We start from the raw sequence: 19,935 nt of genomic DNA on the forward strand, positions 1-19,935 counted from the left end.
ATTACCACGCTACCTCCTGTATCCCTTGCCGATGGTTGACAACTCTCGCCAGGACGAAGAGAAGGTCCGACAGACGGTTGATGTAGATGATGACGATCGGCGGCACCGGCGTTCCATGCTGCTTGAGCGCCACAGTCCGCCGCTCGGCCCGTCGGCATATGGTACGGCCCAGGTGGAGGAGCGCTCCGGCCTGGCTCCCGCCTGGCAGGATGAAATGCTTGAGCGGGGGAAGTTCTGTCTCGCAACGGTCGATGATCTCTTCCAGGTCCTTTACCCGGGCCTCGCTCAGCCTGACCTTTTCCTTTCGCTTTCGTTCCCCGAATTTGGGGTCGGCCAACTGGGCCCCGATGGCGAAGAGGTCCCGCTGGATGGAGTTGAGAACCTCGCCGATCTCCTGATCGGTCAGCAAGGCCCGAACAGTCCCCAAGAGCGCATTCAGTTCATCGACGTCTCCGTACGCCTCCACCCGGGGATCGTGCTTGGGCACCCGGGTCCCATCGAAGAGGCTGGTCTCGCCCTGGTCGCCCGTTTTGGTGTAGATCTTCACCGTCGCTCTACTCCCCCGCGCGTCAATTTGGGATACGCCCGACACATGTCGCTTAAACAGCAGGTGTGGCACCGGGGATTTTTCGCGGTACACACTAACGCCCCAAAATCCATGAGCGCCTGGTTAAAGGCCCACGTCTCCCCATTCGGGATCAGGCTCGCACTGAGACGCCAGAGCCGCCGCTCCATCTGTGCCGGTGTTGGCGAAGGGCGATGGATAAAGACCCGGGAGAGGAAGCGCTTGACATTGGTGTCCAGTATGGGAGTTGGGACGTTGAAGGCAAAGCTCATCAGGGCGCCTGCTGTAGAGCGACCCACCCCCGGCAAGCGGTGGACCTCCTCGTAGCGTCTGGGAAACTGGCCGCCATGGCGGTGAAGCACCTGTTTGGCCGTCCGGTGGAGGTTCCTGGCCCGGGCGTAGTAGCCAAGCCCATCCCAGGCCTCTCGCACCTTGCTGGGCGGCGCCGACGCCAGCTCTGCCACCGTGGGGTACCGCTTGAGAAATTTGTCGTAGAATCCAAGGACCCGCTCTACCTGGGTCTGCTGCAGCATCACCTCGGAGACCAGAATTCGATACGGGTCTCGGGTCCTCCGCCAGGGCAGATCCCGACCCTGGGATTGATACCACTTGAGGAGACGTCGCTGAAAGCTCCGCTTGAGTGCCCGATCGACTCCTGCTCGACTCACTGACGATCACCAAACAGGCTTTCCCTGGCTACCGTCTCGATCACGGGGCGATCCGCCTCGAGGAAATCAAATTGAGCAATCTCATCCCGTCCCACCCAGCGGATACTTTCGAACTGTCGGTTGTGGATCTCACCGGTGTACGCAGGGATGTGAAACACGATCAGCTCTACGTCCCTGTCAGGATAGCGGTGCTCGAGGCGGCAAAGGAGCGGTCCGATTTCTGGCTCGATCGCTAGCTCTTCCTTCAGTTCCCGCCGAAGGCATTCTCGTGGGTCTTCCCCGTCCTCGACCTTTCCACCGGGAAACTCCCACTTGTACTCCCCCCAAGTCCCTTTCTGGCGTTGGCAAATTAGGACGCGCCCTCCATGGGTGATAATCCCTGCCGTTACTACCATCGATATCCTCGTCCTCCTAGCCCGCATTATTCACCAACGGAGTGTCTTCGTGAATAATGCGTCCCGCCGCTGTGGCGGGACGCAAGGCTAGCCCTGAGCGACGCCCCGCAAACGCGGGGCGGAGTCGAAGCCCGGAGGGCAGATTATTCACTTCTATGTGAATAATCCGGGCTAGAGCCTGAGGCAGGGGGACAATATCAAATCACCCCGATACCGTCAAGGCTTGCCACGGCGCTCTCGTGGCGTGGACAGGGGATGGTTGTCTTGTTCGGTCTGGCTTGGTAATATGCTCACTCAGGAGGGTCGGGGGATGAACGAAGAGAAGTTTCCAGTGGCCAGGCGAGTGGGGAAAATATGCGGCAGGGCCGTAGCCAGGTTCGGGATCGAAAAGTTTCAAGGCTACCCGGTCATCTTCGTCCCCATCTATCCCAATGTGGGGGCCGTCCCCACCGGACCATTGGGTCTCGGGATCGAGTCCTTCCTGATATGCAACACCTTTGTCTGGCGGCACCATCTCAGGGGCCGGCGTTGGGCAACCTCGATCCTGTTGCACGAGGTCGGGCACCTCAAGGATTTTTCGGAGAACCCCTGGCAGCTCGTGCTGCTGGTCCTCTGTCGGGTTGGTGCTCCCCACTTCCGGCCTATGCGAGTCTGTCTCTACCTTTATTATCTCTACCTCGAGGGCAAGGCCAACCTCTGGGCCCTGGATGAAGGGGCGTCTCCCTTTATCCTCGCCCTGAGCTACCTCACCTACCTCCGTGCCTTCCGGCGAACCCTCCCGCGGCGTCCCCGCTAGGCCACCGCTGGCTATCGCCCATTCCTCTTTTCCCCCGATGCGCCTTCGGGCACGCCTCCACCGCTGCCGAAAAACCCGTTTCGATCCGGATCGAAGAGTCTCGTGGCGATGGTCCATGGGGAAAATGTCCCTCGGATGGTCGAGCGGGCGGTCGACCTCATCGGAGGGATGGCGAAGCTCAGGATTGCCGGTGCGCGGACCCTGGTGAAACCGAATGTGGTCTGGGGTGAGCCCCCTCCGGCCACCACGGATCCACGGGTGGTGAAGTCGGTCACCTCCTTGGTGAAGGCACAAGGCCCGGTGTCTCTTGCAGTAGGAGATATGTCCGCGGTGCTCTCGCTCCCGACGCGACCTCACCTGGAGAAGACAGGGATTGCAGAGGTGGCCCGAGAAGTGGGAGCAGAGGTCCTGGCCTTTGATGAGGGGGATTGGGTAAAGGTGGATCCACCCCACGTGGAGTATGCGAAGACCGTCTATGTGGCCAAGGCGGCCTACGAGGCCGAGCGACTCATCAGCGTGCCCGTGATCAAGACCCACCGCAGTGCGAGTTACAGTTGTGCTCTCAAGAACACCGTCGGGTGCGTCCACGGCAAGAATAAGCCGTGGATGTACGGCAGCGATGGGTGGGAGCCCGCGGTGGCGGAACTGAATATGGCCGTTCGGCCCCATCTGTTCGTGGTGGATGGGCTCCAGAGCATGATTCGTGGCGGTCTCTGGTCCGGGGAGGCGGCGCCAACCGGCATCATCCTGGCAAGCGGTGATCCCATCGCCGCCGATGTAGTGGTCCTTGGGATAATCCGCGCCTTTGGGCAGTGGGGGATGGTGAAATCAAAGGGGGTCTGGGAACAGGTGTAGGTCCGTCGCGCCATCGCTTTAGGCCTGGGGGCTACCGGCCCGGATGAAGTCGAGCTGATCGCCGAGAACTTCATTGGGGACGACACGAACTTCACCAAGCTCCTCACAGACGTCCGGCGAAATGTTGGTCTCTAGCCCGCATTATTCACGAACGGAGTGCCTTCGTGAATAATGCGTCCCGCCGCTGCGGCGGGACTCAAGGCTAGCCCTGAGCGACGCCCCGCAAACGCGGGCGGAGTCGAAGCCCGGAGGGCGGATCTTCACCTCTTCGTGAATAATCCGGGCTAGGGGTTCGTTGGGGTCACGAGGCGAAGGCGCGGTCGAGACGACGGAAGGCGCGCAACTTCTCGGTGTGTCCGATCTTGGCAGCCTGCAGCGCCCTGCGCAAGAAGTGGATGGAGGTGTCATAGGCCTCCCGGCTGACGGGGAAGGGATGGCCATCCTTGCCGCCGTGGGTGAAACTATACCTGGCAGGATCCTGAAAGGAGGGAGGTGCGCCGTGTATGAGCTCCGAGAGCAGCGCGAGGGCTCGCAGGCTCTTTGGACCGACTCCCGGAAGCCTCAGGAGCTCCTCAAAGCCTTCGGGCTGGGCCTCATACGTCCGTAGCAGTACTGACCGCAGCCGCCTTGGATTCAGATCAGCCAGGGCCACCGCATGGCGGGCAGGGAGCTCGAGGGTCTTGAGTTTCTCCACCTCTCCCAGTAAATGGTCCGGCTCCTCTCGGGAGAGAACGGTGGTGGCCACCCGGGTCCCTTCACTATCGGCAGCCACTAGATTGAGCACTTCGGCCTCTCGCCGGTCACAGCAGATGGCCGACTCTGGCTCGCAGACGAAGTTCTGCACCTGCTCTCCGAGCCAGTGATACCGGCGGGCGTACCGGTTATCTGCGTTCATCCCCTGCTGGATGACCGCCCATCTGCCGTCCCTCGTGAACAAGAAAAGATGGTGGTAAAGCTGATAGCCGTCTTGGAGTGCCGTGTTATCCACCTTGGCCGCCATCCGGCTAGCATAGATTAAGGGAGTGGGGTCCCTCTGGAGTGCGGCAGAGGCCTCCGCGATCTCAGTCGGTGTCTTGCGGAAGGTTGCACCTTTCCCCCCGGCAATGGCGAGCCCGGTCTCTTTATACAGAGGATTCAGTCCCTCCTTGAGAGCGCCGCAGACGGTGGTGGTGAGGCCGCTCGAGTGCCAGTCGAAGCCCAGAGCGCACCCCAAGGCCTGAAACCAGTGGGGATCGGAGAGCCGGCGAAGAAGCTCTTGAGCCCCATAATCAGCTAGGATGACCAGGATGATTTCTCGCCCCAGCTCCTTCATCCTTTGAAAGAGCCAGGCAGGGGCCTTACCGGTGTGCAAAGGCAGATGGGCAATACCCGTCTTCACAGCATCCGCATCACGCGGCCTCTCACTTGACGACGAGGGCTGCGGCGCGCAGTGTCCACACGGCTCTTCTACGAGCGGATTTTCTCGAGAAACCAGAGGTCGAGCGAAGAGTCCCGATAGAGGGTATAGGTCTCACCGTCGGAGGCAAGGACGCGGAAGTACTCCTTGAGCTCCCTCTGCATCCCCTCTTGGTACCACCGCTCCAACACCTGGGCCACCAGAAGACGGCCGGTGGAAGTTGAACGGAAGGCGCGAGGGGTCTCCTCACCCTTCGATCCGGAGTAGCTTGAGACTTGAACCGGCTCAGGAATCCGCATCGTGCCTCCCATGCGAAAGTTTCCCGCGTCTTTATCACCGTTACGCTGGGGTTTCAACCGGAAAATTGCTGTCCTTGACATGGCCACGGCTGCTATAGTATACGCACAATCTTTAGTCTTCTCAATTTCTTCTTTACCCGCAAGAAGAACGAGGGTCGATAACAGGCGCCGGTTTATACGTTGCATTCCCGGGGTGGGCAGAGACACGTATGGATGCGGTCTCTTCCCCAAGCGATGAATTATGAACCATCAACCATCATCCATGAACTATCCTGATGCACTCGCTTTCCTATATGACCTTCAGCGCTTTGGCATCAGGCTGGGGCTCGAGAATGTTCTCCGCCTGGTGGAGGCCTTTGGTCACCCTGAGGCGACCTTCAAATCCGTCCACGTGGCCGGGACGAACGGTAAAGGCTCCACCGCCGCCTTTCTAGACGGGATCCTCCGAGCGACAAGCTGCAGGGTCGGCCTCTACACCTCCCCTCATCTCTTGGACTTTCGGGAACGGATTCTGGTGGACGGCCATCCTATCTCTGAGCAGGAGTTGGCTGTCCTCGCGACCGAGGTCGCGGGCGTCATCGACCGCATTTTCGCTCCGTCGCCGCTGGCTTCTCCTACCTTCTTTGAGGCGGTCACTGCCTTAGCGTTCCTCCACTTCGCCCGTGTCCACGTGGACTGGGGGGTGATCGAGGTTGGTCTCGGTGGCCGCTCCGATGCGACCAACATCCTTCAGGAAAAGGTATCGGTCATCACCAACATCGGGCTAGAGCATGAGGAACATCTCGGCGACAGCCTGGCGAGCATTGCCGCGGAGAAGGCGGGGATCATCCAGGAAGAGGGATCGGTGGTGAGCGCTGCAGAGGGGGCGGCCCTGGACGCGATCGTCCGAATTGTCCGGGAAAAGGGAGCTCACTTAATCAGGGTCCAGGATCATTATCAGGTGGAACACCTGGGTCGTTCCGAACAGGGGGAGACTTTCCGGGTCACGGGGAGGCTCAGGAAGTACGATTCCCTACAGATTCCCCTCGCGGGCAGGCACCAGGTCTTAAACGCAGCTACGGCCCTGGCCGTTGCCGAGCTGCTTGAAGAGAAAGGCTTTCGGGTGGGCGAAGCCGCGATACGGCAGGGGCTCGCGGCCGCCCGCTGCCCCGGCCGCCTTCAGGTGGTCGCGACGCGGCCCCGGATTCTGGTGGATGGGGCTCACAACCCGCATGCCATCATGGCCTTGCGGGCCTTTTTGGAAGAGGAAAGACTCCCGGGGCGCCTCGTGGTCATCTTCGGCGTTCTCAAGGATAAGGCCTGGGAGCGGATGCTCGCGATCCTGGCCCCCCTGGCCTCGGCCATCATCCTTACGCGTCCCGAAAGCGATCGGGGGGCCGAGCCGAGGGTATTAGCCTCGACTGCCTCCCGGTGCTTTCGCCAGGTCCAGATCGCCGAGACGATGCCGGAAGCCTTAGCTGCTGCCCGTACGGTCGTCGGTCCCGAAGATACCGTCCTCGTCACCGGTTCGCTCTTTACCGTTGCCGGCGCCCTGCGCGCCCTCAATTTCGCATCTCTCTTCTGAGGTCCCCGAATTCTTTTGTAAAAGTTCGCGTCCCGTTAATTCAACATGGACTTATTGGCAGAGTCTTCCCTTGTGGAAGGCATTAGGGGTCTTGCTTTTCCCGAGGCTGATGCCAACGGGACGGGCTATTTTCTCCGTTTTTTTGCCGTGTTCGCTTGGAGAGAGGGGCGGGCCGAACGGATGGCTTGGAATAGGGCTCGCTGGGTGATCGGCTTCTTCAGGAGACAGGATGCTCCGGCACGGATTGCCTTCTCTCGATCCTCTCGAGTGGTTTCATGCGTCATGAGGATCACGGGCAATCGCGGGGAGACCTCCTGGATGATGGGGAGAGCATCGGTGCCGTTCAAGCCAGGGAGGTGATGGTCTAAGAGCATGAGGTCGAACTCTTCGGCGAGGAGGGAGCGCACCGCATCCGCAATGGTGGTATGGAACTGGGTGGAGCAGCCCTTCGCCTCCAGGAACCGAGAAAGGGTCTGAAGTGTGTAGTAGTCGTCCTCGATGATAATAATTCGCACGGTCCTTCCCTACCGTGATCCTGCAGTAGCAAGGAAAGTGCCAAGTGCTGAAGGGTTTTCAGCCTTGGAATGGAGCGGTTAAGAGGGGTGGAGAGGGCGACGTCGGAAGGAAAGAGTGACATTCTGCCCGAGGATTGCAACTACTCTGCGCTATGTTGTTAGGCGCTGGCAGTCAGCAGCCAGCTGTCAGCCATCAGCAATGAACTTGGACCCACCAGACTACTGGTAGCTGATTGCTGATAACCTGTCTCAGCGACAGCCCCGTGCTTCCTGAATGCTGATTTGGTAGGTCAGAAGTTTGCGGTAGAGGGTTTTGGGATCGATCCCCAAGATCTGCGCTGCCTCTCCCCGGTGCCCCTTTACCTGCTCGAGGACGCGGGTGATATGATCCCGCTCCACTTCTTCGAGAGTGGAGAGAGCTCCGGACGGGGCGGACTTCCCCGGTGTGATCCGGTCTAGCTGGAGATCCAGGGGAAGATCCTCTGGTTCGATTTGGGACTTCGGGGAGAGGATGAGCGCCCGGCGAATGACGTGTTGGAGCTCCCGGACATTCCCTGGCCAGGAGTATCGCACCATGAGATCGATGGCCTCGCCGCTTACGGTCTTCTTCCCTAAGGGGGCAAAGACCTGGAGGGAGTGGCGGGTCAGTAAAGGAATGTCCTCAGGCCGGTCCCGAAGAGGGGGAATGTGGATCGGAAGGACATTGATTCGATAGTATAAATCCTCCCGGAACTTTCCGGACTTGACCAACTCCTGGAGATCTCTGTTGGTTGCCGAGAGGATCCGAACATCTACGTGTCGCTCCCGAGTGCTTCCGACTCGGAAGAACTGGCCGGTCTCGATGACCCGCAGAAGTTTAAGCTGCATGGCTGGGGAGATCTCGCCGATCTCGTCCAGCAGTAACGTCCCTCCGTCCACCACCTCAAAGAGGCCGAGCTTGGCAGAGTGGGCGCCGGTGAAGGCCCCCTTCTCGTGCCCAAAGAGCTCACTCTCGAGGATGCTCTCCTGGAGTGCCCCGCAGTTGATGACGAGGAAAGGTTGGTCTTTCCGCTTCGAAAGCTGGTGGATGGCCTTCGCGATCAGTTCCTTGCCAGTCCCGCTCTCGCCGGTGATCAGGACGGGGGAATCGGTCGGGGCGACCCGCGAGAGCATCTCCAGAACCCGTCGGATCTTCGGGCTCGCTGTGACGATCTCCGGAAACTGCTCGTCCTGTCCCAGGCGGGTCTTGAGATAGAGATTCTCTCGGATAATCTGCCGTTTTTCGTACGCCTTCTGGATGAGGAGATTGAGGTCTGCAGTCTTGCAGGGCTTCGTAATATAGGTGTACGCGCCGAGCTTCATAGCCTCCACTGCAGTGGGGATGGTTCCGTGTCCGGTGAGAATGATCACCTCAGGGACGAGGGCCCACTTCTTCACCTCCTTGAGCACCTGCATGCCGCTCAGCTTAGGCATCTTGAGATCCAGAATAACGATATCGAATTCATGCACCTTGAGTTTCTCGAGGGCCTCCCGACCGTCCGAGGCGACTTCAGTGTTGTGCCCCTCCCGTCCGAGCTCTGTTTTCAACACTCGCGCAAAGTTTTTCTCGTCGTCGGCGATCAAGACCCGGATCTTGCCCTGTGCGGTTCGCATCATCTCCCCTGGTTAGTCTGAGTCTTTGCGGGAGGAAAGTAGACGCGGACGACCGTCCATTTCCCCTCGACCGAATGGATATCGATTCTCCCTCCGTGGGCGCCCACGATGCCCTCAGCGATGTAGAGACCCAACCCAGCACCCTTGCCGGGGGGCTTGGTGCTGAAGAAGGGTTCGAAGACTCGCGGAAGGAGATCGGGGGAGACCCCCCGGCCGGTGTCCTCGATCTCCACCTGGACCCCGTGGGCTGATAACCGGATCGGAGCCGGTGAACCGGTGAAAGCCCTCGCTCCAAGACCGGTTGTCCTGGCCCTCACGGTGAGGATACCCCCGCCATCCATAGCCTCGAGTGCGTTCATCAGGAGGGCCAGGAAGGCCTGACGGAGCTCGCCCTCGTTGCCCAGCAGCAGGGGCAATTCAACATCAAAGTCTTGGGTGACGGTAATTCCCCGGCTCCGGAGTTGAAAACCCAATACACGCAGAGTCCCCTCGAGCAGGACGCGCAGATCGATGGGCTGCTGCTCCCCGCTCCCCTCTCGACTGAGGTCGGAAAGGCCGGCCAGGATTCCCTTGCAGCGGTAGACCTCATCCTCGATGATCCGAGGATACAGCCTGAAATACTCCGCATCCTGTAAGGCCGGCGTGAGATCCTGGCTATGTTTGAGGAGTGCCTCCGCACAAGAAGCAATCGTGGCCATCGGATTGTTGATTTCGTGGGCGATGCCGGAGGCGAGCTGGCCGATCCCGGCTAACTTCTCACTGGCCAGGAGTTGGCGCTCGATCCGTCGCCGTTCGGTGATGTCCTCGACGAGGGTAATCACGTGCGTGACGTCTCCGCGGCCGTCGGTGAGGGGGACTTTGCTGACCCGGAATGTCCTCTGCTCGCCTTCCACTTCCGATTCTTCCTCCACCTGGGGGGTGGCCCCGGTCTCAAAAACCTGCCGGAACTCCTCCTCGATCCTCGTGCGCTGCAAGGAGGGAAGCACCTGAAAAAGATTTCGGCCGATTACGTCCTTGCGCCTCATGCCAGGCGGGCCGGTCTCCCGCGTTCGGTTCCAGGCGACGATAGTGAAGCTTCGATCAATCACATAGAGCCCCAGGGGAAGGCTGTCCAGGATCTTCTGTGTCAAGCCCCGCTCTCGCAATAGCAACGGTTGTTCGGTGAGAAGGAAGAGAAAGCCTTTCTTCCAGGGGCTCGCCTCGAGGTGCAGACCCCCTTTGGCTAGGACAAGCTCTACCGGGCCGTTTTTTTCCTGGAGCTCCTCCACGAGAGATCGCACCTGGGGTTGTAGCGGGCGGGGGAAGGCGGCGCTGAAGTCCTCGCGGGAAAGCTGACGGCGGGGTAGCCGCAAGAGACCCCACCAGGCGGGATTCGCATTGAGGATCTTGCCGTGTCGGTCTAAGGCGAGGACTCCAACATCCAGGCGGGAGAGCAGGATGTTCAGGAGGCTCTCCGGGGCCTGTCCCCTGACGCGAACCTTACGTACTGACCTGGCTTTCGGCTTTCGACCTACGCCCCTGGCCACGCCTCCCCCAATGGTGGGGCCTATAATAGCCCCGCTGCCTGGGTTTTGCAAGGAGGGGAAGTGGTTGTCAGCGGAGGATTGAATGATCGAGGCTGAAGCTCGGGAAGGGAATGGCATTGATCCCGGGCGGCCAGTTCGGTATAAAGATATCTAAAGGGTGAGGGCCACGCTTTTTTATGGAGGTCAAAGGATGCATTTTCCAACGCGTCGCCCCCGACGTCTTCGGCGGTCGGAGACGATTCGCCGAATGATGCGGGAGACGACCCTGCAGGTGGACGATCTCATTATGCCCCTCTTTGTTGTTCATGGAACGGGCATCCGACAAGAGATTGCGCCCATGCCTGACAATTACCAACTCTCCGTGGACCAGCTCACCAAGGAAGTCAAGGAGATTGCGGCGCTCGGGATTCCCGCGGTCATCCTCTTCGGCATTCCAGAGCACAAGGATGCCTACGGATCCGAGGCCTACGCCAAGGATGGGATCATCCAGCAGGCCGTCCGGGCCATTAAAGATTCGGTCACCGACCTCCTCGTCATCACCGACACCTGTCTCTGCGAATATACCAGTCACGGCCATTGCGGGGTCGTGGAGCACGGAAGCGTCAAGAACGATCCGACCATAGAGCTACTCGCAAAGGCGGCAGTCTCCCAGGCGGAGGCGGGCGCGGACATGATAGCCCCTTCGGACATGATGGACGGGCGGGTGGCTGCAATCCGGGAAGCCCTGGATACAGATGGTTTTGAGGAGGTCGCGATCATGGCGTACGCGGCCAAGTACGCCTCGAGCTTTTACGGGCCCTTCCGGGAGGCGGCGGAGGCAACCCCTCAATTCGGTGATCGGAGGAGCTATCAGATGGATTCGGCCAACGCCGCAGAGGCCTTACGCGAGGTGGCCCTGGACATCGAGGAGGGGGCCGATATTGTCATGGTAAAGCCTGCCCTGGCTTATCTGGACATCGTGTGGCGGATCCGGACGGAGTTTGACGTGCCGGTGGCCGCCTATAATGTGAGTGGGGAATTTGCCATGGTCAAGGCCGCCGCTCGGCTGGGCTGGCTAGAGGAGGAGCGGGCCATGTGCGAGATCCTCACCGCGATCAAGCGGGCTGGTGCCGATCTGATCCTCACCTACTTCGCCAAAGACGCCGCCCGCCTGCTGCGCCGCAACGAGTAGTTCCTACCACCTCCGCCCTGGGGTCCTGCCGTCAGCCCTGAGCAGTCAGCTGGGATCCCGCGACGGGTCATTAGTATGTAAGAGGATGAGGTCTGCTGTTGGGAGAGAGGCCATGGACAAGAGGTCATCGGATTTATTTGAAGAGGCACAGCGGTACCTACCGGGTGGCGTGAACAGCCCCGTCCGGGCCTTTCGGGCCGTGGGGGGACGACCCTTCTTTGTCGAGAAGGGAGACGGGTCCCGAATCTATGATGTGGATGGAAACGTCTACATCGACTACGTCTGCTCCTGGGGTCCTTTGATTCTGGGACACGCCCACCCTCAGGTTGTGGAGGCGTTGCAGAAGACGGCAGGACGGGGGACGAGCTACGGCGCCCCGACAGAGCTGGAGGTCATCTTAGCCCGGATGGTGACAGAGGCCCTCCCCTCAGTCGAGATGGTGCGCTTTGTGAACTCGGGGACCGAAGCCGTCATGAGTGCCCTCCGGGTGGCCCGGGCGTACACCCAGCGGGACAAGGTGGTCAAGTTTGCCGGCTGCTACCATGGTCATGCGGATAGCCTGTTGGTCAAGGCCGGCTCGGGCGCCTTGACCCTGGGCGTCCCGAATTCCGCCGGTGTTCCCGAGGCCGTAGCGAGAGACACCATCACCCTCGGATATAACAATCTGGACCAGGTCCGAGAGGTAATGGGGTCGCTGGGGAAGGAAGTGGCGTGTATCATTGTCGAGCCCGTGGCCGGTAACATGGGGGTAGTTGCACCGAGTCCAGGCTTTCTCGAGGGGCTGAGGGAACTAACCTTGAAGCATGGAGCCCTTTTAGTCTTTGACGAGGTGATCACCGGCTTTCGTCTCAGCTACGGTGGAGCACAAGGACTGTACGGAATCCGCCCCGACCTGACATGTCTCGGGAAGGTCATCGGAGGAGGGCTACCGGTTGGTGCCTATGGGGGGCGGCGTGACATCATGGAAAATGTTGCTCCATTGGGGCCGGCGTACCAGGCGGGTACCCTCTCCGGCAATCCGCTGGCCATGACGGCAGGGATCCAGACTTTGACCCTCTTGAGAAGCGGGCGGATCTATGAAGAGCTTGAGGAACAGGGAAGATCCCTCGCCGAGGGAACCGAGGAGGCATACCGGGCAGCGAATTTGTTGTGTTGCCTGAACCGGGTTGGTTCCATGTGGACCCTTTTCTTTACGCATGGTCCGGTAAAGGATGACCGGGATATCGAACGGGCCAACGTGGGAGGTTACGCCCGTTACTTTCATGCCATGTTGGATCGGGGGATCAGCCTTCCCCCTTCTCAATTCGAGGCTGCTTTCCTCTCAGCCGCCCACAGCACCCAGGACGTGGCGGAGACCATTGAGGCGTCCCGCGAGGCCCTCCAACTAGTCAGTCACGGGTGAATTCGGTCAGGGAGGCTAGTTCAATCCGAGACATGGAAGAGGCCACACGTAGTCTTGGCTCATCGTTCAGGGTTCATGGTTCAGGGGTAAGAATGCGGGTCCGAGTTTTGCCGTGAACTCTGAACTATGAATGAGGAGAGCGGTCATCGGTCCCTGGTCGTCGGTCTGCGGTCATCGGAAATCGGTCATCGGAGATGGAGCCCATGGATTATCTCGAACACTTCATCCATCGGGTAAGCGGGGCTCAAGCAACTGTCGATACGCCCCGCTGCCTCCGGGAGCACTCTGGGCTTTCGGACTGTCACCTCTGCGTAAAAAGCTGCCCGGTCGAGAGCATTGATCTCAGCGGGGGAGTCCACGTCCTCAGTCACTGCACCGGCTGCGGGATCTGTCTCACCGTCTGTCCCGTTTCTGCCTTTGATTTGAACGGAGCGAGAGCAGGGCAGTTGCTTTCCCAGCTTGCCTCCCTCCTGCGGGAGAGCCAGGATCTGTTGGTCAGCTGCGAGCGGAGTGCCGATGCTGGATCGGCCGATCTGATCGTGCCCTGCCTTGCGCGAATGGACGAGACTCTCTTGATGGGTGCGCTGGCCCTCGGAGCCCGGGAGCTTTGCCTCACCAGAGCGCCCTGCCAGGGCTGCCCGTACCCGGAGGCTACTGCACGGTACCGGCGGATGCTCGGTCGGGTGCGCACGTGGGATCGAGTCCTTCCGGGATCTTCCGAGCGAATCCTCGAAGTGGGTGAGGGGGAGGAGGCTAGGGAAAAGCACAAAAAGGCGAGAGCTGAGAGCCTGGACCGCCGGGCCTTTTTCACCTGGGTGAGAAGTGAGGGGGTGCACCTCATGGCTTCTTTCCTCGACGACTTCTCCCAGGGTTTTCAGGGCAGAGAGTCCATGAGGGGTGTTTCCCTTCCTCTTCGGAATCAACTCCTTCCCCAATTCCTGAGAAAGCTTAAGGTCCAGCAGGGTGAGGTCCCTTACGATCCTGAGGGCCCCTTTGCGGACCTCCTCCTCGATGAGGTCAAGTGTAACGCCTGTGAGGCCTGCTTCCAGATCTGTCCCACGAGAGCAATCCAGCGGGAGGGGGGTGAGGAAGCCTTCCGCCTCACGCTGGACGCGAGCCGTTGCGTCAACTGCAGTCTCTGCCTGGATGCCTGCATACCGAATGCGTTGACCTATCGGCAGGGACTTTCACTCAAAGTTGTTGCCTCACGGGAACCGCAGGTTCTCGTGGAGAAGACATATCGTCATTGTGTCCGGTGTGAGGTACGCTTCCTCTCCAGCGGAGAGGTGGATTCCGAGGATCTGTGCTCGGCCTGCTGTTATCTAGCGGATCTGGAAAGCACCTCGGCCATTGCGCATGAAGGGGCAGGAGGAGTGACCGCGGTGGGGAAGGGAGAGAAGGATATTGGTCAAGGTGTACAGGAGGAGTGAAGAGACCTGAAAAAGACCTGGTGGAAAGGTCGAATCCGGCGACATTTCCCTTGACAATGCCAGAAAATCTATGTTAAGGATGGTGGTAGTTAGTAACACAATTCACAAGCTCGCAGAGAATTCCGGGACACGATGCCCTGTGACGGGGCATTTTTATTGTTGAGAGGGTATGGCAGCGGATTACGCATATGTCGCCCTCTTCCTGATCGTTGGCGCCCTCTTCGTGGTGTTCAACATTGATATCCTTTCGCGCCTGATCCGACCCGCGAAGCCGACGCCGGAGAAGCTTGCTACATACGAGTGCGGCGAAGATCCCATCGGCAGCCCCTGGCTTCGGATCCACATCCGGTACTATCTCTTTACCCTGATGTTTATCCTCTTCGCGGTGGAAACGGTCTTCCTCTTCCTCTGGGCCATTGTCTACCGCTCCCTCGGCTTGTTTGCCTTCATCGAGATGATGATTTTCATCATCATCCTCCTGGTCGGCCTCGCGTACGCGTGGGCCAAGGGAGCACTCGAATGGGTCTAATCGTTGACCGAAAAGATCGTTCACAGTTCACGGTGCATGGTTCACGGCAAGACAGGGGACTTCAATCTGTGAACTGTCAACTCTGAACCGTGAACCCTTCCAACGGTTGTCGGTCGTCGGTGATCGGGATTATGACGGCAGAAGATATCCTGCAGCAGATCCAGTCCCGGTTTGGGGGCGAGATTCGAACGGCAGAGGTCCGGCGTGGAGAGGCTTGTGTGACCATCGGGGCGGACCGGAATTATGAGATCTGTCGCTTTATTAGAGAGGAGCTGGGCTACGACTACCTGAATTGCCTGAGTGGCGTTGATTGGCCGACCGATAACGAGATGGAAGTAGTTTATGCTATCTCGTCCCTGAAACAGCCGGGGAAGATCATGCTCCGGGCGCGGGTCCCCCGGGATGAGCCCGTCCTTCGCTCGGTGGTCCCCCTGTGGGCGACCGCGAACTGGCACGAGCGGGAAGCCTATGATCTCTTGGGGATCCGCTTTGAGAACCATCCAGACCTTCGGCGGATTCTCCTCTCCGAGGACTGGATCGGCCATCCCCTGCAGAAAGATTACCAGGATGAGCGGTTCGTGCCTTACCCCTGGGACGACCGAAAGCCTGGAACGGTTGCCCGGCCGACGACGGCATAGGGAACACGTGAGATGACGACAGTCAACTTTCAACTAGAACAGATCAAAAAACGGACCACCGAATCCATGGAGGAGATGTGGGTCAACATGGGGCCCCAGCACCCGTCGACCCACGGGGTCCTGCGGCTGCTGTTGAAGCTGGACGGGGAAGTGGTGCGCGAATGCATCCCCTACCTGGGCTATATGCACCGCTGCCACGAAAAGATCGGGGAGAACCGGGCCTACGTCCAGATCATTCCCTACACCGACCGCCTCGACTATCTCGCCTCCATGTACAACAATTGGGCCTACTGCCTCGCCTGCGAGCGGCTGATGGAGATCCCGATCCCGGAGCGGGCAGAGTACCTCCGGGTCATCATCGGGGAGCTGCAGCGGATCGCCTCGCACCTCATCTGGCTGGGGACCTTCGGCCTCGACCTGGGTAACTTCACCCTCTTCATGTGGTGCTTCCGGGAGCGGGAGATGGTTCTCGACCTGTTCGAGGCGGTCTCGGGGCAACGGCTCAATTACAGCTTCATGCGGATTGGGGGGCTGGCCCTGGATGTCCCGGAGGGGTGGCTGGCGGATGTCAAGGCCTTCCTGGCGTATTTCAAACCGCGCCTGCTCGAATACGACCGGCTGACCACCGACCAGATCATCTGGCAAAAGCGGATCCAGGGGGTGGGGATCCTCAAGCCCGAGGATGCCATCAGCTACGCCTGCTCCGGGCCCATGCTCCGGGGCTCGGGGATCCGGTGGGATCTGCGGCGCGACGACCCGTATGGAATCTACGACCGTTTTGACTTCGACATCCCTGTCGGGGTGAGCGGCGATGTGTGGGACCGGTTCTGGGTGCGGCGCCGGGAGATGGAGGAGTCGGTCAAGATCGTGGAGCAGGCTTTGAAGGACATCCCCCCGGGGCCGGTGCTGTCCCCGGTGGCGAAGAAGCTGCGGGCCCCGGTGGGGGACATCTATTCGCGGGTGGAGAGTCCGCGAGGGGAGTTGGGGCACTACATCGTCGCGGACGGGTCGGAGCGGCCGTATCGCTACAAGGTACGCGCGCCGACCTTTGCCAATCTGTCCGCCCTGCCGGTGATGCTTCCTGGCTATATGGTGGCCGATGCGGTGGCCGTGCTGGGGAGCGTGGACATCGTCCTGTGTGAGGTGGACCGGTAAATGTAGTAGCTGTCAGCAGTCGGCGAACAGCAAGAAGCCTTTTTAATCCCATGCTGATAGCTGATAGCTGGAAAGGTGTACGTGGTGAGCCCGGAAGCCCTCGAGCAATTTTACGCCTTCTTCGAGGCCTGGGGCATTCCGTGGATCATTCCGCGCCTTTCCGTCATGCTCGTCGTGGTAAGCATCATCATCGGTTTTATCTCGGTGGCAGCCATGTTCCTGATCTGGTGGGAGCGAAAGATTAGCGCCCACATCCAGGCTCGATTCGGGCCGATGCGCGTGGGAGGCTGGCATGGGTGGGCCCAGAGTATCGCCGACGGGATCAAGCTCTTGCTGAAGGAGGATATCATCCCGAAGAACGCCGATAGGCCCATCTTCATCCTGGCCCCGATGGTGGTCTTTGCCTCTGCGTTGGCGGCCTATGTAGTGATTCCATTCGGTCCCGGCCTCATCGTGCAGGACCTCAACATCGGCCTCCTGTACATTATTGCCATTTCCTCTCTTGCCGTACTCGGGATCATCATGGCCGGCTGGAGCTCGAACAATAAGTATGCGGCATTGGGTGCGCTCAGATCGGCAGCGCAGGCGGTGAGTTATGAGGTGCCCCTGGTGATTTCCCTACTGGGTCCGATACTTCTGGTGGGCTCTCTCAGCATGACGAAGATCGTCGAGGCGCAACAGTATCTCTGGTTCATCGTGGTGCAGCCTCTGGCCTTTCTCATCTACTTCACCTGTGCGGTGGCCGAGACCAACCGGCTCCCCTTCGATATCCCGGAGGCGGAATCGGAGCTCGTGGCAGGGTTTCATGTCGAGTATAGCGGGATGCGCTTTGCCATCTTTTTCCTGGCGGAGTACGCGAACATGTTTGTGGTCTGCGCCATTGCCACCACCGTGTTTCTCGGTGGATGGCAAGGACCGTTCTTGCCCGGCTGGGTGTGGTTTCTAATCAAGACATTTTTCCTCCTCTTCGTAATGATCTGGCTGCGATGGACGCTGACCAGGGTGCGGGTAGACCAACTGATGCACGTCGCCTGGAAGGTCCTCCTCCCCCTGGCCTTTTTGAATCTAGGGGTAACCGGGCTGGCCACACTATTCCTTTAAGGAGTGGGGTGCAAGATGCGGCAATATCTGCGTGATGTGGTGCTGGGTTTCTGGAGCATCATCCTTTCGATGAAGATCACGCTCCGGTATCTGTTTACCCGGGCCGTGACGGTCCAGTACCCTGAGGAAAAGCGGCAGCTTCCCACCCGGGCTTTGACCCAACACGTCCTGACCATCGATCTCGACTCGAAGGAGCTCAAGTGCACCGCCTGCGACATGTGTGCCCGGATCTGTCCTGCCAACTGCATCCACCTGGAGGGAGAGGGAAAGGGGAAGGCACGCCGGCCCAAGTGGTTCATCATCGACCACAACCTTTGCATGTACTGCAACCTCTGTGTCGAGGTCTGCCCCTTTGACGCCATCTCCATGTGGACTGGTAAATATGAACTGGGCGGATTCAGTCGGACCAATCTGGTCTACGATATGGACACGATGCATGCCGACGGCTTCTACCCCACCATTATGACTCCCCGTCCCCCCGCGGGAGCGGCAGGGAAGCCCTCGGCTGCCGCGGGCGCTGCAAAGCAGGACCGCAAGGGCTAACATCCGTCGAAAGGGAAAGAGGTGCAGGAAGTCTTCTTCTTTGCCCTGGCGGCCTTTACCGTGGCTGTGGCGCTGTTGGTGGTCTTAGACCGGAACATCGTCCACTCCGCCGTCGCCCTGATCTTTACTTTCTGCGGGGTGGCCGGGATCTATGTGCTTTTGGATGCCGAGTTCTTGGCCGCAGTCCAAGTTCTCATCTATGTCGGCGGCATCACCATCCTGCTCCTGTTTGCCATCATGCTGACCACTCGAATCGCCGGCCGGGCGGAGGTCTTCAACAAGCAGGTGGGGCTGAGTGCCCTGATCGCGTTGGGGATTACGGCCCTCCTCGTGTACGCCTCCGTCACCGGGATCCAGATCTTGGGCGAGGCACCCCCACCTGTCGAGACGGCACCCGCCTTGGGCCGATTGCTCCTCACGACCCATGTCCTTCCTTTTGAAGTAGCCTCCGTCCTGCTCCTCGCCGCCATGGTGGGCGCGATTATCCTGGCCCGCCGAGAAGGGGAGTAGCGCTATTATCCCGCTATCTTACTACCTCACCCTTGGGGCAGTCCTGTTCGGGATCGGGATGTTTGGCGTCCTCACCCGGCGAAATGCCATTGCTATCCTGATGGCAGTTGAGCTGATGTTGAACGCGGTAAACATAAACTTCATCGCTCTCTCCCGGTATCTGCCCAAATCGACCTTGGATGGTCAGGTCTTTGCCATCTTCGTCATCACCGTAGCGGCGGCGGAGGCGGCGGTCGGCCTGGCCATCGTGCTTAGTCTCTACCGGAATTTCCACACGGTGAACGTTGATGAGATCAACCTCATGAAATGGTAACTTAGGTTCAGGGTTGATGGTTCATGGTTCAGGGATCGTCTTTGATTTCCCGTTTCTGTGAACGATGAACTCTGAACCATGAACGGGTCGTGCACATGATGGAATACATCTGGTTGGTGCCAGCCTTCCCCTTGCTGGGGGTCGTCATCAATGGCCTCTTCGGACGGACGTATATCCGGGATCGGGCCCACCTCGTGGCAGTCCCGGCTGCGGGCCTCTCTTTCATCGTCGCCCTCCTGATCTCGCTACAAGTCTTTGCCGGTCGAACCCTCGATTTGAACCTTTACCCGTGGGTGGTGGCGGGGGATTTTCACGCGCCGGTCGGTTTCCTGGTCGACCCCCTCTCCACCGTCATGATGCTGACGGTCACCTTTGTGGGGCTTCTCATCCATATCTATTCGATCGGCTATATGCACGACGATCCCGGGTACCCCCGCTTCTTTGTATACATGAACCTGTTCATGTTCTCCATGCTCATGCTCATCCTGGCCAACAACTACCTGCTCATGTTTTTGGGCTGGGAGGGGGTGGGGCTCTGCTCGTACCTGCTGATCGGCTTCTGGTATGAAAAGAAAACGGCTACCGATGCGGGGAATAAGGCCTTCATCGTAAACCGGGTCGGGGATGCGGGATTCCTCCTCGGACTGTTCTTGATCTGGACCACCTTTGGCACCCTCGAGTACGCTGGGGTCTTTCAGCAGGCCGAGGGGCTCCACGGGCAGCTCACCGAACCGGCGCTGGGGGGGCTGTCCCTGGTCACCTGGATCACCCTGGCCCTGTTCGTCGGGGCCATGGGAAAGAGTGCCCAGCTCCCGCTCTACGTCTGGCTCCCCGATGCCATGGAGGGGCCGACCCCGGTCTCGGCCCTGATCCACGCGGCCACCATGGTGACGGCGGGGGTCTACATGGTGGCGCGCTCGAGTCCCCTGTAC

At 59.8% G+C, this 19,935-nt stretch carries 22 protein-coding genes; 14 read left to right on the forward strand and 8 right to left on the reverse strand.

The window, feature by feature from the left end; translation table 11 throughout:
- Nucleotide 1: 1 nt before the first annotated feature.
- The 3 genes from O6929_01590 to O6929_01600 are packed head-to-tail and all read right to left on the reverse strand — an operon-like array spanning nucleotide 2 to nucleotide 1,628.
- Nucleotides 2-547 (reverse strand): cob(I)yrinic acid a,c-diamide adenosyltransferase, encoded by a 546-nt coding sequence (locus O6929_01590; protein MCZ6479088.1) that lies wholly within the window; start codon nucleotides 545-547, stop codon nucleotides 2-4.
- A complete protein-coding gene (locus tag O6929_01595) occupies nucleotides 544-1,233 on the reverse strand; it encodes an A/G-specific adenine glycosylase (protein ID MCZ6479089.1) in 690 nt (229 codons plus the stop codon). Before O6929_01595 ends, O6929_01590 begins: the two co-directional genes overlap by 4 nt.
- Entirely contained in the window at nucleotides 1,230-1,628 is a 399-nt protein-coding gene (locus tag O6929_01600; GenBank protein ID MCZ6479090.1) for a (deoxy)nucleoside triphosphate pyrophosphohydrolase, read from the reverse strand. Before O6929_01600 ends, O6929_01595 begins: the two co-directional genes overlap by 4 nt.
- A 310-nt stretch (nucleotides 1,629-1,938) precedes the next feature.
- On the opposite strand from O6929_01600, the gene O6929_01605 reads away from it, so the two are divergent.
- Both O6929_01605 and O6929_01610 read left to right on the forward strand, forming a co-directional pair.
- On the forward strand, nucleotides 1,939-2,424 hold the full coding sequence (locus tag O6929_01605; protein ID MCZ6479091.1) for a hypothetical protein: 486 nt from the start codon (nucleotides 1,939-1,941) through the stop codon (nucleotides 2,422-2,424).
- Nucleotides 2,425-2,532: 108 nt separating this feature from the next.
- Entirely contained in the window at nucleotides 2,533-3,279 is a 747-nt protein-coding gene (locus O6929_01610; protein ID MCZ6479092.1) for a DUF362 domain-containing protein, read from the forward strand.
- Between the two features lie 301 nt (nucleotides 3,280-3,580).
- On the opposite strand, the gene O6929_01615 is transcribed toward O6929_01610, so the two are convergent.
- Nucleotides 3,581-4,657, reverse strand: coding sequence for a DUF763 domain-containing protein (locus tag O6929_01615; protein ID MCZ6479093.1), 1,077 nt, complete (start codon nucleotides 4,655-4,657; stop codon nucleotides 3,581-3,583).
- A gap of 68 nt (nucleotides 4,658-4,725) precedes the next feature.
- Complete coding sequence (locus O6929_01620; protein MCZ6479094.1) at nucleotides 4,726-4,974, reverse strand: hypothetical protein; 249 nt, start codon at nucleotides 4,972-4,974, stop codon at nucleotides 4,726-4,728.
- A 262-nt stretch (nucleotides 4,975-5,236) separates the two neighbouring features.
- Between O6929_01620 and O6929_01625 the strand changes: the two genes are divergently transcribed.
- Nucleotides 5,237-6,538 (forward strand): bifunctional folylpolyglutamate synthase/dihydrofolate synthase, encoded by a 1,302-nt coding sequence (locus O6929_01625; protein ID MCZ6479095.1) that lies wholly within the window; start codon nucleotides 5,237-5,239, stop codon nucleotides 6,536-6,538.
- Between the two features lie 125 nt (nucleotides 6,539-6,663).
- Here O6929_01625 and O6929_01630 read toward each other — a convergent pair whose 3' ends face one another.
- The 3 genes from O6929_01630 to O6929_01640 form a co-directional block, all read right to left on the reverse strand.
- Entirely contained in the window at nucleotides 6,664-7,053 is a 390-nt protein-coding gene (locus O6929_01630; protein MCZ6479096.1) for a response regulator, read from the reverse strand.
- 249 nt (nucleotides 7,054-7,302) lie between these two features.
- On the reverse strand, nucleotides 7,303-8,685 hold the full coding sequence (locus O6929_01635; protein MCZ6479097.1) for a sigma-54 dependent transcriptional regulator: 1,383 nt from the start codon (nucleotides 8,683-8,685) through the stop codon (nucleotides 7,303-7,305).
- Nucleotides 8,685-10,211 carry a PAS domain-containing protein gene (locus O6929_01640; protein MCZ6479098.1) on the reverse strand — a complete coding sequence of 509 codons (1,527 nt, stop codon included), beginning with the start codon at nucleotides 10,209-10,211 and terminating at the stop codon, nucleotides 8,685-8,687. The genes O6929_01635 and O6929_01640 overlap by 1 nt, the downstream gene beginning before the upstream one ends.
- Nucleotides 10,212-10,401: 190 nt before the next feature.
- On the opposite strand from O6929_01640, the gene hemB reads away from it, so the two are divergent.
- The 11 genes from hemB to O6929_01695 all read left to right on the forward strand — a co-directional run.
- Nucleotides 10,402-11,382 carry a porphobilinogen synthase gene (gene hemB, locus O6929_01645; GenBank protein MCZ6479099.1) on the forward strand — a complete coding sequence of 327 codons (981 nt, stop codon included), beginning with the start codon at nucleotides 10,402-10,404 and terminating at the stop codon, nucleotides 11,380-11,382.
- A gap of 112 nt (nucleotides 11,383-11,494) precedes the next feature.
- A complete protein-coding gene (hemL, locus tag O6929_01650) occupies nucleotides 11,495-12,784 on the forward strand; it encodes a glutamate-1-semialdehyde 2,1-aminomutase (GenBank protein MCZ6479100.1) in 1,290 nt (429 codons plus the stop codon).
- A gap of 203 nt (nucleotides 12,785-12,987) precedes the next feature.
- A complete protein-coding gene (locus tag O6929_01655; protein MCZ6479101.1) occupies nucleotides 12,988-14,214 on the forward strand; it encodes a 4Fe-4S binding protein in 1,227 nt (408 codons plus the stop codon).
- A 169-nt stretch (nucleotides 14,215-14,383) separates the two neighbouring features.
- On the forward strand, nucleotides 14,384-14,743 hold the full coding sequence (locus tag O6929_01660) for an NADH-quinone oxidoreductase subunit A (protein MCZ6479102.1): 360 nt from the start codon (nucleotides 14,384-14,386) through the stop codon (nucleotides 14,741-14,743).
- 119 nt (nucleotides 14,744-14,862) lie between these two features.
- Nucleotides 14,863-15,381 (forward strand): NADH-quinone oxidoreductase subunit C, encoded by a 519-nt coding sequence (locus O6929_01665; protein MCZ6479103.1) that lies wholly within the window; start codon nucleotides 14,863-14,865, stop codon nucleotides 15,379-15,381.
- A gap of 66 nt (nucleotides 15,382-15,447) precedes the next feature.
- On the forward strand, nucleotides 15,448-16,536 hold the full coding sequence (locus O6929_01670) for an NADH-quinone oxidoreductase subunit D (protein MCZ6479104.1): 1,089 nt from the start codon (nucleotides 15,448-15,450) through the stop codon (nucleotides 16,534-16,536).
- A gap of 84 nt (nucleotides 16,537-16,620) precedes the next feature.
- The gene (gene nuoH, locus O6929_01675; GenBank protein ID MCZ6479105.1) at nucleotides 16,621-17,637 is read left to right on the forward strand and encodes an NADH-quinone oxidoreductase subunit NuoH; all 1,017 of its coding nucleotides are present in this window, start codon (nucleotides 16,621-16,623) and stop codon (nucleotides 17,635-17,637) included.
- A gap of 15 nt (nucleotides 17,638-17,652) precedes the next feature.
- Nucleotides 17,653-18,180, forward strand: coding sequence for an NADH-quinone oxidoreductase subunit I (locus O6929_01680; GenBank protein MCZ6479106.1), 528 nt, complete (start codon nucleotides 17,653-17,655; stop codon nucleotides 18,178-18,180).
- A 21-nt stretch (nucleotides 18,181-18,201) separates the two neighbouring features.
- A complete protein-coding gene (locus tag O6929_01685) occupies nucleotides 18,202-18,690 on the forward strand; it encodes an NADH-quinone oxidoreductase subunit J (GenBank protein ID MCZ6479107.1) in 489 nt (162 codons plus the stop codon).
- A gap of 4 nt (nucleotides 18,691-18,694) precedes the next feature.
- A complete protein-coding gene (gene nuoK / locus O6929_01690; protein ID MCZ6479108.1) occupies nucleotides 18,695-19,003 on the forward strand; it encodes an NADH-quinone oxidoreductase subunit NuoK in 309 nt (102 codons plus the stop codon).
- Nucleotides 19,004-19,098: 95 nt separating this feature from the next.
- Nucleotides 19,099-19,935: proton-conducting transporter membrane subunit (locus O6929_01695; GenBank protein MCZ6479109.1), on the forward strand; the 837-nt coding region annotated here is incomplete at its 3' end.

The sequence above is a fragment of the Candidatus Methylomirabilota bacterium genome (assembly GCA_027293415.1).
Taxonomy (GTDB): domain Bacteria; phylum Methylomirabilota; class Methylomirabilia; order Methylomirabilales; family CSP1-5; genus CSP1-5.

What these genes read in the sequence shown, in the direction of transcription:
- O6929_01600 (MCZ6479090.1), bottom strand. Translation starts at nt 1,628, where the DNA reads ATGGTAGTAACGGCAGGGATTATCACCCATGGAGGGCGCGTCCTAATT.
- O6929_01605 (MCZ6479091.1), top strand. Translation starts at nt 1,939, where the DNA reads ATGAACGAAGAGAAGTTTCCAGTGGCCAGGCGAGTGGGGAAAATATGC.
- O6929_01610 (MCZ6479092.1), top strand. Translation starts at nt 2,533, where the DNA reads ATGGTCCATGGGGAAAATGTCCCTCGGATGGTCGAGCGGGCGGTCGAC.
- O6929_01620 (MCZ6479094.1), bottom strand. Translation starts at nt 4,974, where the DNA reads ATGCGGATTCCTGAGCCGGTTCAAGTCTCAAGCTACTCCGGATCGAAG.
- O6929_01625 (MCZ6479095.1), top strand. Translation starts at nt 5,237, where the DNA reads ATGAACTATCCTGATGCACTCGCTTTCCTATATGACCTTCAGCGCTTT.
- O6929_01635 (MCZ6479097.1), bottom strand. Translation starts at nt 8,685, where the DNA reads ATGCGAACCGCACAGGGCAAGATCCGGGTCTTGATCGCCGACGACGAG.
- hemB (MCZ6479099.1), top strand. Translation starts at nt 10,402, where the DNA reads ATGCATTTTCCAACGCGTCGCCCCCGACGTCTTCGGCGGTCGGAGACG.
- hemL (MCZ6479100.1), top strand. Translation starts at nt 11,495, where the DNA reads ATGGACAAGAGGTCATCGGATTTATTTGAAGAGGCACAGCGGTACCTA.
- O6929_01655 (MCZ6479101.1), top strand. Translation starts at nt 12,988, where the DNA reads ATGGATTATCTCGAACACTTCATCCATCGGGTAAGCGGGGCTCAAGCA.
- O6929_01660 (MCZ6479102.1), top strand. Translation starts at nt 14,384, where the DNA reads ATGGCAGCGGATTACGCATATGTCGCCCTCTTCCTGATCGTTGGCGCC.
- O6929_01670 (MCZ6479104.1), top strand. Translation starts at nt 15,448, where the DNA reads ATGGAGGAGATGTGGGTCAACATGGGGCCCCAGCACCCGTCGACCCAC.
- O6929_01680 (MCZ6479106.1), top strand. Translation starts at nt 17,653, where the DNA reads ATGCGGCAATATCTGCGTGATGTGGTGCTGGGTTTCTGGAGCATCATC.